This window comes from Exiguobacterium sibiricum 7-3 (assembly GCF_000620865.1).
Classification (GTDB): domain Bacteria; phylum Bacillota; class Bacilli; order Exiguobacteriales; family Exiguobacteriaceae; genus Exiguobacterium_A; species Exiguobacterium_A sibiricum_A.
This window is the reverse complement of the sequence record NZ_KK211190.1, coordinates 1,895,494-1,909,069: the sequence shown is the minus strand read 5'-3', so window position 1 is coordinate 1,909,069 and position 13,576 is coordinate 1,895,494. Positions and strand designations below refer to the sequence as shown.

General features: G+C 46.9%; 14 protein-coding genes. 6 read left to right on the top strand and 8 right to left on the bottom strand.

The annotated features are described in order from the left end of the window. Window positions 1–108: 108 nt before the first annotated feature. Window positions 109–1,866 carry an ABC transporter transmembrane domain-containing protein gene (locus P402_RS0110965; protein ID WP_026828731.1) on the top strand — a complete coding sequence of 586 codons (1,758 nt, stop codon included), beginning with the start codon at window positions 109–111 and terminating at the stop codon, window positions 1,864–1,866. Further along, window positions 1,856–3,622 carry an ABC transporter ATP-binding protein gene (locus P402_RS0110960; RefSeq protein ID WP_026828730.1) on the top strand — a complete coding sequence of 589 codons (1,767 nt, stop codon included), beginning with the start codon at window positions 1,856–1,858 and terminating at the stop codon, window positions 3,620–3,622. The genes P402_RS0110965 and P402_RS0110960 overlap by 11 nt, the downstream gene beginning before the upstream one ends. Window positions 3,623–3,676: 54 nt before the next feature. Here the strand turns inward: P402_RS0110960 and P402_RS0110955 are convergent, their stop codons facing one another. Both P402_RS0110955 and P402_RS0110950 read right to left on the bottom strand, forming a co-directional pair. After that, on the bottom strand, window positions 3,677–4,582 hold the full coding sequence (locus P402_RS0110955) for an SH3 domain-containing protein (protein ID WP_026828729.1): 906 nt from the start codon (window positions 4,580–4,582) through the stop codon (window positions 3,677–3,679). 424 nt (window positions 4,583–5,006) lie between these two features. Beyond that, window positions 5,007–5,201, bottom strand: a complete 195-nt coding sequence (locus P402_RS0110950) for an aspartyl-phosphate phosphatase Spo0E family protein (RefSeq protein ID WP_026828728.1) — start codon at window positions 5,199–5,201, stop codon at window positions 5,007–5,009. Between the two features lie 213 nt (window positions 5,202–5,414). Between P402_RS0110950 and P402_RS0110945 the strand changes: the two genes are divergently transcribed. Both P402_RS0110945 and P402_RS0110940 read left to right on the top strand, forming a co-directional pair. Further along, entirely contained in the window at window positions 5,415–6,113 is a 699-nt protein-coding gene (locus P402_RS0110945) for a cytochrome c biogenesis CcdA family protein (RefSeq protein WP_026828727.1), read from the top strand. Window positions 6,114–6,128: 15 nt separating this feature from the next. Continuing rightward, complete coding sequence (locus P402_RS0110940) at window positions 6,129–6,611, top strand: CcdC family protein (RefSeq protein WP_026828726.1); 483 nt, start codon at window positions 6,129–6,131, stop codon at window positions 6,609–6,611. A 32-nt stretch (window positions 6,612–6,643) separates the two neighbouring features. Here the strand turns inward: P402_RS0110940 and P402_RS0110935 are convergent, their stop codons facing one another. Next, on the bottom strand, window positions 6,644–7,069 hold the full coding sequence (locus P402_RS0110935; RefSeq protein ID WP_026828725.1) for a DUF2621 family protein: 426 nt from the start codon (window positions 7,067–7,069) through the stop codon (window positions 6,644–6,646). A gap of 92 nt (window positions 7,070–7,161) precedes the next feature. Between P402_RS0110935 and P402_RS0110930 the strand changes: the two genes are divergently transcribed. Next, entirely contained in the window at window positions 7,162–7,485 is a 324-nt protein-coding gene (locus P402_RS0110930; protein WP_026828724.1) for a hypothetical protein, read from the top strand. Window positions 7,486–7,523: 38 nt separating this feature from the next. Here P402_RS0110930 and P402_RS0110925 read toward each other — a convergent pair whose 3' ends face one another. The 3 genes from P402_RS0110925 to P402_RS0110915 all read right to left on the bottom strand — a co-directional run bounded on the left by P402_RS0110925 (window position 7,524) and on the right by P402_RS0110915 (window position 10,394). After that, the gene (locus tag P402_RS0110925; RefSeq protein WP_051525157.1) at window positions 7,524–8,825 is read right to left on the bottom strand and encodes an LD-carboxypeptidase; all 1,302 of its coding nucleotides are present in this window, start codon (window positions 8,823–8,825) and stop codon (window positions 7,524–7,526) included. Between the two features lie 23 nt (window positions 8,826–8,848). Further along, window positions 8,849–9,862 (bottom strand): hypothetical protein, encoded by a 1,014-nt coding sequence (locus tag P402_RS0110920; protein WP_026828722.1) that lies wholly within the window; start codon window positions 9,860–9,862, stop codon window positions 8,849–8,851. 91 nt (window positions 9,863–9,953) lie between these two features. Beyond that, complete coding sequence (locus P402_RS0110915; RefSeq protein WP_026828721.1) at window positions 9,954–10,394, bottom strand: RrF2 family transcriptional regulator; 441 nt, start codon at window positions 10,392–10,394, stop codon at window positions 9,954–9,956. Between the two features lie 141 nt (window positions 10,395–10,535). Between P402_RS0110915 and P402_RS0110910 the strand changes: the two genes are divergently transcribed. Beyond that, window positions 10,536–11,336: a hypothetical protein gene (locus tag P402_RS0110910; protein ID WP_026828720.1), complete on the top strand. Its 801-nt coding sequence runs from the start codon at window positions 10,536–10,538 to the stop codon at window positions 11,334–11,336. A 143-nt stretch (window positions 11,337–11,479) separates the two neighbouring features. Here P402_RS0110910 and P402_RS0110905 read toward each other — a convergent pair whose 3' ends face one another. Together P402_RS0110905 and P402_RS0110900 are read right to left on the bottom strand one after the other, a co-directional pair. Further along, window positions 11,480–11,809 carry a hypothetical protein gene (locus tag P402_RS0110905; RefSeq protein WP_026828719.1) on the bottom strand — a complete coding sequence of 110 codons (330 nt, stop codon included), beginning with the start codon at window positions 11,807–11,809 and terminating at the stop codon, window positions 11,480–11,482. Window positions 11,810–12,169: 360 nt separating this feature from the next. Next, window positions 12,170–13,417, bottom strand: coding sequence for an MDR family MFS transporter (locus P402_RS0110900; protein ID WP_026828718.1), 1,248 nt, complete (start codon window positions 13,415–13,417; stop codon window positions 12,170–12,172). Window positions 13,418–13,576: the final 159 nt, after the last annotated feature.

Sequence of the window (13,576 nt, the reverse complement as noted above, 5' to 3'; positions counted from 1 at the left end):
AAGGAGACCAGATTGGTCTCCTTTTGTTTGCTATTTTTTAGGAAGATGGCTAATCTAAAATGTGAGACTATTAGAAATACTCAATCGATTTAAAAGGGGGGGACTTGTATGGGAGTCTTCAGGAAACTGAGTTGGTTTTTTCGACTCGAATGGAAAGCGTACAGTTTAGGAATCATAGCGTTGATTTTTGTTGCCGGACTGGAACTGATTCCGCCGAAAGTAATCGGTTCGACGGTCAACGGACTGAGCGAAGGCAGCTTGACGAAAAATGATTTATGGAAATTGGTCGGCACACTGGTCTTGATCGGGGTATCGACCTATGTGATTCGTTATTTTTGGCGGTTTTATATCTTTGGAGCGTCGATCCGGCTCGGACGGTTGCTGCGAAGTCAGTTGTATGGTCATTTTTCAGACTTGGATCAGTCCTTTTACAAGAAGTACCGCAGCGGGGATTTGATGGCGCATGCGACGAATGATGTGCAGGCCGTTTCGATGACGGCAGGAGCCGGTATTTTGACACTCGTCGATTCCGTGACGATGGGCAGTTTCGTTATCATCACGATGATTACGACCATCAGTTGGAAACTGACGCTCGTTTCCTTATTACCGATGCCACTGATGGTTTATTTGACGTCACGGTATGGGAAGATGCTGCACTCAAGATTCCACGATGCACAGGAAGCCTTTTCAGATTTGAACGACAAGGTCGCTGAAAGCGTCAGCGGAGTTCGTGTCTTGAAAGCAACAGGAGAAGTCGAGTCGGATGTCGGAACGTTTACTTCTCTATCAGACGACGTCGTTCAAAAAAACCGCCGCGTTGCGAAAATCGATGCCTTATTTGATCCGACGATTTTCGGTTTGGTCGGCTTGTCTTACATCATCGCGGTCGGATATGGGGCATATTTATTACAACAAGGAGAAATTCGGATCGGGGATATCGTATCCTTCACTACATACTTAGGATTATTGACGTGGCCGATGCTTGCGTTCGGCTGGTTGTTTAATATCGTCGAACGGGGACGGGCATCGTACGACCGGATTGAACGAATGCTTGCGATTGAACCGGAAATCAAGGATGCGAAAGAAGCGGCGACGACGGTTTCGTCCGCGGATTTACAAGTCGCGGTCGATCGGTTTGTATATGATACACAACCAGTGCTTGAGAACATCCGCGTAACATTGACACCCGGTCGGACGCTTGGAATCGTCGGTCGGACCGGTTCCGGAAAATCGACGTTCGTTCGTCTGTTATCACGCGAATACGATGTCAAATACGGCTCGATTGCGATTGGTGGGCAAGACGTCAAACAATTGACACGGGAAACGGTCCGGAAGCAAGTCGCGATCGTTCCACAGGATCACTTCCTGTTCTCTGCTTCGATTGCCGACAATATCGCATTTGCAAAACCAGATGCGTCGATGGAGGAAATCATGGAAGCCGCACGGGTCGCTGCAGTTCATGAGGATATTCTCGGTTTTACAGAAGGTTATGCAACGATGGTCGGGGAACGGGGCGTCACGTTATCCGGCGGTCAGAAACAACGGATTTCGATTGCCCGGGCGTTACTCGCGGATTGTCCGATTCTTGTACTTGATGATGCCTTGTCGGCTGTTGACGCCAAGACGGAGGAAGCGATCATCGAACACTTCCGGACGGCGGATAACGAACAGTCACAAATTATTGTCGCGCACCGTCTGTCGGCGGTTTCGCATACCGATGAGATCATCGTCCTCGATGCGGGACGGATCATTGAACGGGGAACACACGAGGAATTACTGGCGCGTGACGGTTGGTATAAAGAAACCTACGACCGTCAGCAACTCGAATCACTCGTCGAACAGGGAGGTGGAATGCTTGAATCATGATATTAATGAAAAAGCGGTCTTGCGACGATTGCTTGGATTCGTCAAACCGTTTAAAAAACAAGTTTTAGTCGCCTTTTTACTGCTGCTCGTGACGACCGGAGCAAAGCTCGGAGGTCCTTATCTCGTCAAAATCTTTATCGATGATTATGTCGCGGTCGGCAACTATCCGGCGCAGGAAGTTGCGTTATTGTTCGGTGTGTACTTACTTTTGCATACGACCGGTATCGTCGTTGATTATCTACAGGCGTTTGAATTTCAAAAGATTGCCTTAAAAGTCATTCAACGGCTTCGCATCGATGTATTTCGTCACGTCATGCACTTACGGCTCGGTTACTTTGACCGGACACCGGCTGGCGTACTTGTTTCGCGGATCACAAACGATACGGAAGCCATTAAAGAACTATACATCGGTGTCTTGTCGACGTTCGTCCAAAGTGGGGTGCAACTGATTGGAACGTATCTTTTCCTTTACTTGCTGGAACCACGCCTCGCGACGATTGCGTTAGTCCTGTTACCGCTGTTTTATTTCATCATCTGGATTTATCGCCGTTATTCAACGAAATATTATGCCGAAGTTCGGGATTTGTTGTCGAAGATTAACGGACAGCTGAATGAATCGATCAATGGAATGGCGATCATTCAGCAGTTTCGGCAGGAAAAACGGTTGATGGCGGAATTCGAAGAGACAAACATCGCCCATCAGAACGGTCGTTACAAGAACCTGAAACTCGACAGCTGGTTGCTTCGGCCAATCATCGAGTTGATGTTGGCGCTGACGATTGCGTCCTTGATCACGTACTTTGGTGTCCTGTCATTTTCGCAAACGGTGCAAGTCGGGGTTGTCTATGCCTTTATCAGTTATATGGAGCGGATTTTCCAACCGGTCCAGCAAATCATGCAACGCTTATCTGAATTCCAACAAGCCGTCGTCTCGGCAGACCGCGTCTTTAAAGTACTCGATACGGATGAGCCGGAACCTGCGAAGACAATTGCGGGTGACGCTGATATTACAGAAGGACACATCGTCTTTGATAATGTCCGGTTCAGTTACGACGGTGAGAAGGAAATCTTAAAAGGGATTTCGTTCGAAGTGAAAAAAGGACAGACAGTTGCCTTGGTCGGTCAGACCGGTAGCGGAAAGAGTTCGATCATCAATATTTTGATGCGGTTTTATTCGTATCAATCGGGCCGGATCTTGATTGACGGGCAACCGCTCGAACAATTGCCGGAAGAGGAACTGCGGCGTCATGTCGGTCTCGTGTTACAGGATTCGTTTCTGTTTACAGGCAGTGTCGCGGATAACATCCGGTTATTTGATCCCTCGATTCCATTCAAAAAAGTCGAGGAAGCAGCCCGTTTTGTCCAAGCAGATGCTTTCATCAATCAGTTGGATGAACAATATGACAGTCCGGTCGCTGAGCGGGGAGCGACATTCTCTGCCGGAGAACGTCAGTTGGTCTCGTTTGCCCGGACAATGGCGCGGGATCCGAAAGTCTTGATTCTCGACGAAGCGACAAGTTCGATTGATACGGAAACGGAAGAAAAAGTGCAGGTCGCCTTAAAACGGATGCGGCAGGGACGAACGACGATTGCGATTGCCCACCGGTTGTCGACTATCCAGGATGCGGATTTGATTTTAGTCCTCCATCAAGGGGAAGTCGTCGAACAAGGGAACCATCAGACACTGATTGAAAAGAACGGATTATATAAAAAGATGTATGAACTGCAATCCGGTCACGTTTCATCGGTCTCGTAAGACACAAAAAAGCCTGCCAGGCGATCTCGCCCGGCAGGTTGTTTGTGTTTGAAATTAGTAGACAGTAACAGTGACGTTTTGACGTCCCCAGTTGAGTGCTTCTTGTTGTGAACCAACGAGAAGATCAAGCTTGTTACCTTGGATAGCACCGCCACGGTCAAGTACGATGGCTTCACCGATACCTGAGATGTGCATGCGTGTACCAATTGGGTATTGAGCTGATGCTGCAACGATACGCATACCATTGTACGTGATCGTATTTGTTACATCATAACCGCTAGCAGTCAATGCACGACCGTTGTAAAGGCGGCTACCATTGTTTGATGGGTCAGTTGTGTACGCTGTAACGTTCATTGTTACTTTCGTACCTGATTTTGCTGCTGTTGTTTGTTTTGTTGCTACAGCTGGTTGAGCTGCTGCTTTTGGAGCTGCTTTAGCAACAGGTGCTGATGGTTTAGCTGCTGGAGCTTTAACAGCTGGAGCTTTTGCTGTTGAACCTGCTAAAGTTGTATAAGCGCTGTGTACGTAACGAGTTTTTCCGTCGATTGTTGTTTTGATCCAAGCACCGACTTTGCTTTCTACGTTAACGGACTGGCCTTTATACAAGTTGCCAACGTCTTTAGAGTTTGTAGTAGGTTGCGAACGAACGTTTAATACTGCCGTAGTGACTGTAGCTTTTTTAAAGTCGAACGAAGAACCGGCTGAAGTGTAAGCACCGTGTACATAACGTTTTTGGCCATTGATGTTTGTTTGAATCCATGCACCAGAACGTCCTTCGACATTTAATTTTTGACCTTTATATACGTTACCCACATCCGCTGATGCCGTTGTAGGTGCTGTGCGTACATTTAATACCGCTGTATTTACTGTTACCGTCTCTGAGGCAGCCTCTGTCTCTTGGGCGAATCCTACTGATAGAGCCGTTGCTGCAAGACCTGCAGCGAAAACTGCTTTTTTCATTATTGATGTCCTCCTGACATATGCTGTGTTTACTGTTCCTACTTTACACGGCAATTCAGGGTTGTGCGTTTACAGGTCAGAGTCATTCAAGTTACAAAGCGGGCTAGTATGACAAACAGATTGCAAAAATGCATGTTTTGTCACGTCTAGGTCATAATGCTTGGTAAAATAAAGAAAAAGTAGGACTTTAGGCATGGTATAGAAGAAATATTCTAACTATTCCCCGAACTTAAGGCTCAAAGAAAGACTGAAAAGAGAGTAACTGGACGGAAGTAAAGTATTTTTTCAATGAATCGAATGTAAAGCTCGATTAAAAAAGATGAATTGAACGCATTATATAGAAGAAACACGAAAAAGCCGTCAACGGATTGATCCGTCGACGGCTTTTTCTCATTCGTATATATGGTCTGTAGATTTCATCCAATTATCCTAAAACAGATTCATTTGAAGACGGATAGGTATATTTTTGGACGAAGCGAGTGTATTCAAGGAGTAATAAATCCAGTTCATGACTCAGCTTCAAAACATGCGGGGAGGTGAAACTAGACCGATCTGCCTGATGATACAATTCACTTCGTTTTGCTTCGATCGCTAAAGTCAATAGATGTTGGCTTGTCATAGAATCCTCCCTTACATTGATGTCATATCCATATTCTAGCAAGTGGTTTCTGCCAGCGCAACGACATTTCATCTGTTTTGAGGAAATGTAATTTTTTTGTAATTTCAGTTGTCACGAATCTTTTTAATTTTTCGGAAGATAATAGGTGCTAAATATCAATTAGTTTGGCAAAATAGAGAAGGAACTTCTTCTTATTAGAAAGGAGCTGCTGAAATGGAGCTCTCGCTTTGGTTAGCGTTTGGTGCAGGGTTATTGTCTTTTGTCTCACCTTGTACGCTTCCGTTATATCCGGTGTTCCTCTCCTATATTACCGGTGTTTCTGTAACGGACTTGAAAGAAAAAGGGGTCAGGGAAAAACGGTCGCTGTTGCATACAGTAGCGTTTTTAGTTGGATTTGCGATGGTGTTTGCTGTTCTTGGCTTATCGACTTCCTTACTAGCAGACGTCTTCATTACCTACCGTGACACATTACGGATGGTCGGTGCGCTCGTTATTTTCGTATTTGGTGTGGTGTTGCTTGGATTATGGCAACCGACATTCTTGATGCGTGAGAAAAAACTCAATTTAGGTGAACGAAAGGGCGGGTACATCGGTACCATCCTTGTCGGAATTGGTTTTGCTGCCGGATGGACACCCTGTACGGGCCCGATTTTGGCAGGCGTCATCGGACTTGCAGCGACGAATCCAAGTCAAGGTATGTTGTATATGCTGTTTTATGTGCTTGGGTTCTCAATTCCGTTTTTATTAATGGCCTTTTTCGTCGGTCGTTCGAGATTATTCGTTCAGTACAGTTTAAAGATGACGAAATTCGGTGGAGCATTGATGATGTTGTTCGGAATCGTTCTGTATTTTGACGGACTCAGTGCATTTGCTGCATGGATGAGTGATATCGTAGGATTCACCGGATTTTAACAAGGAAGTGATGGGATGATTTGGGTATCAACAGGGGTTGCGCTCGTCATGGGGTTGCTGATCAGCTTCATTCGTGTCAAAGCTTCGGCTAAACCGACGAACGCTAAAAAAATCTTAATCCCGCCATTCGCCATGTCGACCGGGATGCTGCAGTTTTTATATCCGGCATCCCGTCTGACATGGACGGAAGTGGCAGAAGCATTATTGGTCGGTGCAATCTTCAGTATTTTTTTGATCAAGACGTCCAATTTTTACGAGGCAGAAGGGCAAATTTATTTGCAACGTTCAAAAGCCTTTTTCATCGTCCTGTTCGGGATTCTGATTGTCCGGACAGTCGCGAAGTTTGTCATTGGCGGTCAAATCGATATCTTTGAGACGGGTGGGATTTTTTATCTCGTGGCGTTTGGAATGATTGTGCCTTGGCGGATTGCGATGTATCTGAAGTACAAGCAGGTCAAGTCGGGAATCGTTCCGGTCGAACATTTACCGCAAAACTAAAAGGAAGGATTCTCATATGAGAGTCCTTCCTTTTAGTTTTGGAAATAAAGTTCGTAATCGCGCCAGTCGATGGCGTGTTCGCGTAAGGCTTTTTTCAAAAATTTATGATCCCGTTTCGGTGTCGCGGAAATATAGCCTTTGACGACAAGCTCGGACGTCATCACAGATGCCCGTTCTTCCAGTGCGAACTGTCCGATCCGTCCCGCGATCTTCCGACGTGCCACATCCCGAAAAGCAGCCGGAACAGGCATAACCAGTGCATTTAATAAATCAAGTGTCTCATCCGTCCATAAATGGCGGGTCTGATCGATGTATTCATCTTCCCAGTCCATCATCGATTTGCCGTCTTCTTTCGGAAGTTTCTTTAGGAACTTCCGGAACATGAAGAAACCGCCAATCGCCATCAATGTGATCATGATAAAGCCCCAGAGCAAAATTCCATTCATGAACCATGCCATCCGTGACTCATCCCCCTTTCAACATCACTTATACATTAGCATAATTTTTTTTGTCATGCTATGATAAATGACGGAGAAAGTGAGGCGGAACGATGTTACAACCTTATGTACAATTGGATGAGTCCGGACGACCTCAAAAAGGTCTCTTGCCGGAGACAGCGGACGGTCGTGTCGTCGAGTTTTATTACGATACGAACGGAACGGACATCACTGTCGTATTTGTGACGATTCCTGTTCAGCATACGAGCCGGAAGCGTGCGTTCACGGTCGGAAAAACGTTTAAGACGATTTCGACGCTGGAGGACTTTACGTTGTTACGATACGACTTGACGGATCACAAAATCCTTGCGACACTCGAGATGTTTGCGGATGGGTCGGAGCGTCAAATTGATGCTTCGAGATTGCTCGACTATTAAAGAAGGAGGAGACGCGGATCGCCGCGACTCCTCCCTTTTTAATGTTCGATAGAAATCGTGCCGTCCTCAATCGAGACCGTCCCGCCAATCGGGAAGGTGAACAGCGGCATCGTATGACCGAAGTCTACTCCGGAGATGACCGGAATCGAGGAAAGAGCAGGGTACAAGCCGACCAGATAACGAAGATGTTCATCCGTCATCTGTGTTGCGAGCTGAAAACGACCAAAGACGATCCCGCGAATTTGTTCCGCTCCAGGCTGTGCCATTAACGAGGCAAAGTCACGCGCGAATGTCGCCGGATGGACTTCGTAATCATCTTCCAGAAACAGGACACTGTCACGTAAGTCCGGAAAGTACGATGTGCCCTGCAGAAGGTTCAACGTACAGAGATTTCCCCCGAGCAGGCGTCCTGTCGCAACGCCGGAAGACAGGATGACGGGTCCCGGATTTGGAAGCGTCACGTCTTTTCCTTCATGCTGATCATGCCAATTGACACTCGGCAGAATCTGAGTCGTCCCGCTTTCGAATAAAACCTTCTCGAACGACTGTAACGTATAGGCATCACGAGAGGCGAGTGCGCGCAACATCGGTCCGGAATAGGTGACGAGCCCACTTTTTGTCAGGAGTGCCTGACTGAGTGCCGTGATGTCAGAAAAACCGCAAAGAATCTTTGGATTATTCCGGATTAAATCGTAGTCCAGTCCGTCAAGCAACTCGTTGGAACTAAATCCACCGCGGACACATAAAATCGCATCGATCGATGGATCTGCGAAAGCGGTATGGAGATCGTCCAGGCGGCATGCGGGATCGCTCGAACCAAACGGGTTTACTGCCCGGGCATGCTGACTGATCGAGACGCGTAAGCCGAACGATTCCAAAACCGTAATCGCCTGATCCAGGATTTTTGAATCAACCGTCGCAAGACTCGAGGCCGGTGCAAGCAAACGAATGTGCGAACCGTTCGCAAGACGTTTCGGGACGATGACGGGTATTTGCTGTTCAATACATTCAATCCGATTGCCGAACGGATCCGCTGTGAAGAAGCGTCGTCGTGGTGCCAGCCGGTCATCAAATTGAACGGGATATCCGGCATCTTGTAACCGGTTCGCCAAGTCGTCCAGGCGGGAAAAGGTCAGACCCGGATGCGCTTTTGTTGCAGGGTGAAACGACTCTTCGATACCGAGGTGGAGGGCGGCAGCATTCGATTCAAACCAGACACCGCCACTTGCTTTGACACCAGCCGGTTTTTCCACTTCCTTCATATGTAAAAGCCCGGCATAAAAAGCCCGAGCTTGTTCTTCGGAGTTTCTTGGGGCAGCTAACTGTACGTGATCTAACATTCTGACACGTCCTCTCCAAAAAATTAAACGATGAATTCCGTCACCCGTTTGAGTTCCCGTTCGACGAAGTTCAAATAAAAGTGTCCGTCAATCCGTCGATCCAGTTCTTGGGCGACTTCATAAATGTTTGAGCGGAGGACTCCCAGATAGGCAACTTCGGTATGACGGGCCGCCCGGTAGGACGCTGCATAGTGGGCCAGTAAGAACTGCAGGTAGCCACGATCCGTCAATAACGGAATGAGCTGTTTTTTCTCTTCCATCGACCAGACATAGTTGGCGTCGTAATACATCGCGGCATACAGATGATATGGTTCATCGCCGCCCGTGAAGAGCGGTTTGACCCGTTTAACCTCTTGAATCAATTGTTCCGTCCAATCAAACCGGTCTTTTTTCCGGCTGATGAATAATGGAAGGATGAACGGGTGGGCTTGATCGGGCATACGCGAACAACCGCGTTCATGGCGGATTGCGGCGTACAGCAACAGGGCCCGGTCTTCGTAACCGCGTTCGATGGCATAAATCATCCGGCTGAAGCCTTCGCAAGACGGGCAGTCACTTAATTCATCCGGCGGGGCGTCGACCCATTCCGAGAGATAGTGATCGGCCTGTTCTTCGTCACCGAGTTTGCTGTAAATCATAAAGCCGATGTAGTCCCTTGTCCGGGCAAAACCGTGGGCGTCACAAAAATCAACGAACCGGTCAAAATCTTCTTCTAACAAGGCGACGGGCATATCTTCCTGTTCGGCTGCATAAATTAAATAGGATTTATAATTCCAGTACAGATCAAGTTCCTGTTTAGGCGTTAAAGTCAATTCATCTTTTCGGACCCAATCCATCAAAAGGGAAAAGGAAACTAAAAAAGAGCGGAAGTGACCCAAATCAAATTGGTTTTGAGAAAATGTCCACAAGGCAAGGGGACGGAGTGTCGCATCGGTCGTATCTTCAAAGATGGTCCAAAGTGATTCACCACGTTCGAGTGACGGATCTGCCTCTTTTAAGCGGAGATATAAACTGTTGAGTTCTTCGTGAGGGTTCATCTGTACCCCTCCTTTCTTATATAAGTATACCACGCACGGATTCAGAAGGCGTCCCGGATGTCGTTGAACAAAAAAATGATTCCGCCCACGATTAGTCGCGGCTCGGAATCATTTCAAGGATTTGTCGATGTGTGGAACTCGGTGGATGAAGTAAATCATTTATCGTGTAACTGTTCAAGACTTGATGAAACGCAGCAATCGCGTCATCAAAAGCTTCGCGTGCAGGGTCTAAAGAAGGAAGTTCAGACATCCCTTCGAGTGGGTCTAGAAAATGGGTTGTTGGTTCAAACAATTGCACTATGTCACCGATATAAATTTCATCCGGCGGGCTTGCCAAACGGAATCCGCCACCTCGACCACGAACAGAATGAATTAATCCATTTTGTCCTAAACGATAGACGACTTTCATCAGATGATTTTTTGAAATGTCGTAACAGTCCGCTACTTCCTGGATTCGGACCAATCGATCAGAGTGTGCCCCGGCAAATAACAGGGATCTGATTGCATAATCCGTATAACGTGTCATGCGCATTTTCATCACCTACTTAACTACACATGTTAGAGAAGTTTAATAGGAAGTACAAGTTTAAATGTGCGTATCTAAAGATGCATTTTAGAGATTGAATTTAAAGAAAAGGTCGGTCATAATATACGAGGAAAGGTAGGTCATGTCATGCATTTTGATCAGGCATTACACCTGTTACAATCGATCGGACCGCAAGTGGATCAAAACGGCTTACGGATTGCCAGCCGTTTTTATAAACAGTTGCAATATAAGTATAGCGCAGAACTACAGGAAATAGGAAATCTCGAGCTTCCATCCCAAAGCTTTGAGCTCCGGATTCTCCGACTGGCTCAACTTTTAAAGCATGTCACGCATCAACATGAATCCAGTGAACTGTTTAAAATGGTCTTATTAAATGAAATCAATCAAACAAAATCATTTATCCTGACATATCCAGACATCATTAGTACCGAGATTGTCGATGCGGTCAGAGTGGAGCTTGGATTGTCACCGACGGACCCGGTGCTTGAAGCCTGGCAGATTGTGCACCATCAGTTAGTCGAGACGTGTCGCCATTTTTGCAAATATAAGCAACAGGGTGACTGGTCTCGACTTGGTGTCTTGCTCGTCGCGGAAGGGCATCATCTGGGTGCCATCATCGATGAGGCGCAGTATGCGTTGATGAGTGGACGGACAACGACGATTTTACATGTTCGGCCAACGAAACCGTCTTCCAAGAAAATGTTGTCAGATCTTAATTTACTCACGAAACAGGGCTTAATTTTTCATAGCATTCAGAATGAGGGATGGGACGAAGAAATCGAGAGTTTCTTAGGATTGATTTCAGTAAACGATCCCATCGTTTTCGTGAGTGGATCCAGTCGATTCATTGCAGAAGTACAACGAACGTTAGAACCTCTGCCCGTCATATTTGGTCCATTCGTCGCGGATGGTGTGTTGCCATCTTGATGGGGTTCGAAAATCGAGTCTGTCTTTTGGAACATTCGAAGCAGAAGCCATTTCTTACATGTACATGAGCTGTCCTGGGTTCCATCGCATGATATGAATGTATCATCAGTTTTCTCTCATATAGGAACAGTCCACATGATTTGTCAAACGATCAGGAGGCAATAACGTGTCAGGGGAGTGAACGGGGCTTTTGTCATATAGACATGCGTATAGGAGTCATCGAACGTGATCAAGGCAGAGACAAGATGGGCCCGGATGTGGCGACAAGAATAGCTTCGTCGTTGTGGTGTAATCAATTCATCCCGATTGGAATCGAAGTCTAATAACAGCTGGAGCGGCTGCTCTGTAAAAATCGTAACCAGGCAGTGAATCCCGACTCGTTGATAGTAATCGAAGATGCATTGGCGAACGGATAGCGCTCTTTCATGGATAATCATCTGCATCGTCTCTCCCTTCACCCGTAACTGAAGCATCGCGCTTCCTAAGTCAATATCCTGATCATGATGAACTGTCCAATCGGAGAAGTGAAGTCGGTTACAAAAATCAGAGGGATGCTTCTTATAGATAGGTGAGAAACCTCCTACCTTTAAACGTAACGCAGGTAGGGAGTTCAATTCCTGCATTGGAGAGTGAATATTCCCATAGAAAACTTGTAAACAAAATACTACTATTTAATTATATATACCCTACCTATTCCTCAAATATCATAAAGGATGGAACTCCCAATTAAATCATATACATACGAAAACCCCAAACCGGATACTTTTGACGAATGTCTGGTTTGGGGTTTCTATATTAAATGAGTAAAAAAATCTACTTTAATCCTATATCCGTTATGCGGATTGAGACAACCGTTTCGCGCGTTGGATCGAGCGGTCGAGCGCGAGATAAACAAGTCCTGACAGACAACAGGCGACACCGACACCGGCAAGCGCGTATTGTCCGTTTCCGGAGTCGAGGAACAAGGAACCGAGTAACGGCGCCGTTACTCCACCAATCAGCCACTGGATACTGGCGGCACCGTTATACGTTCCGCGCAAGTGTTCCGGGGCGATCAAAGCGATGAACGTCATCTGGACCGGCGACATAATCATCTCACCGAGTGTATAGAGGGCGTAAATTGCTAATAAAATTGTCACGAGCACGATATAGCCGGTTCCAAGCGAAAACAGATAGGACGGAATGAACGCAAGTAATATCATCCCGAGTCCGAAGATGCTGGCGCCAAGCAACATGACCTTTCCGAAGGCTTTACCGGACAGGCGCGCTGCTACCGGGAACTGGAATAGAACGACCATGATACCGTTTAGTCCCATCAGGTACGGGAACGGATTTTTATCGTTCGGCAGTCCCGGTAACGCTTCCTTCAGGAAAACCGGCAGCATGCTTTCGACGAGAGCGAAGCCCATCGAGATGAAGACACCGGCGGCGATAAAAATCACGAAAACATGATCTTTACGCAGGACAGTGAAGGCTGACAGTTTCGGCTCGTCCTGCGTGTGTTCAATCTGATCCGGCTTTGTTTCTTGGATGAACAGTAACAAAACAAGGGCGTACAGGAAAAAGACGGCGGCAGCAGCGTAAAAGATCAGCGACCGGTCGACGAACAGGACGGCACTTCCGATCAACGGACCAAACGCTGCCCCGACGTTATGTCCCATTCGCAACAGTCCGAATGATTCGTTAAGCCGCTCCGGCGGCGTGACATCAGCGACCATGGCGCTTGCTGCCGGGTGGAACAAGGAATTCGTCAGACCGAGTAAGGCGTTCATCAACAATAACGGCCAAAACGAATCAGCGAACGAGAAGCCGATCAACGCGATGACATCCCCGACAATCGAGATGACCATCAACGGTTTACGTCCGTACAGGTCGGCGAGATAGCCGCCGAGGAACGAACCGAACAGGGACGTGATTGGACCGGTCGCCATGATGAGGCCGACTAAAAAATACGAATCAAGCTGTTCGGAATAGTACAGAACAAGAAATGGTGCAATCATGAACATCATGACTCCGGTAATCGTTTCCCCGACGAACCGGATCCAGATGTTACGGTCAAGCTGTTTTAGTGCAGTAAACATAAACAAAACCCCTTATATTTCCGTTTTTAAATCATAAAAAAGACGGATACGCACAAATATGGGCATACCCGTCCTAATATAAGAGGGCAGCATGTACGTATACGCATACGTACACCCTGCTTAATTAAAAATTAAACGATTGGGTGACGTACAGTTGTA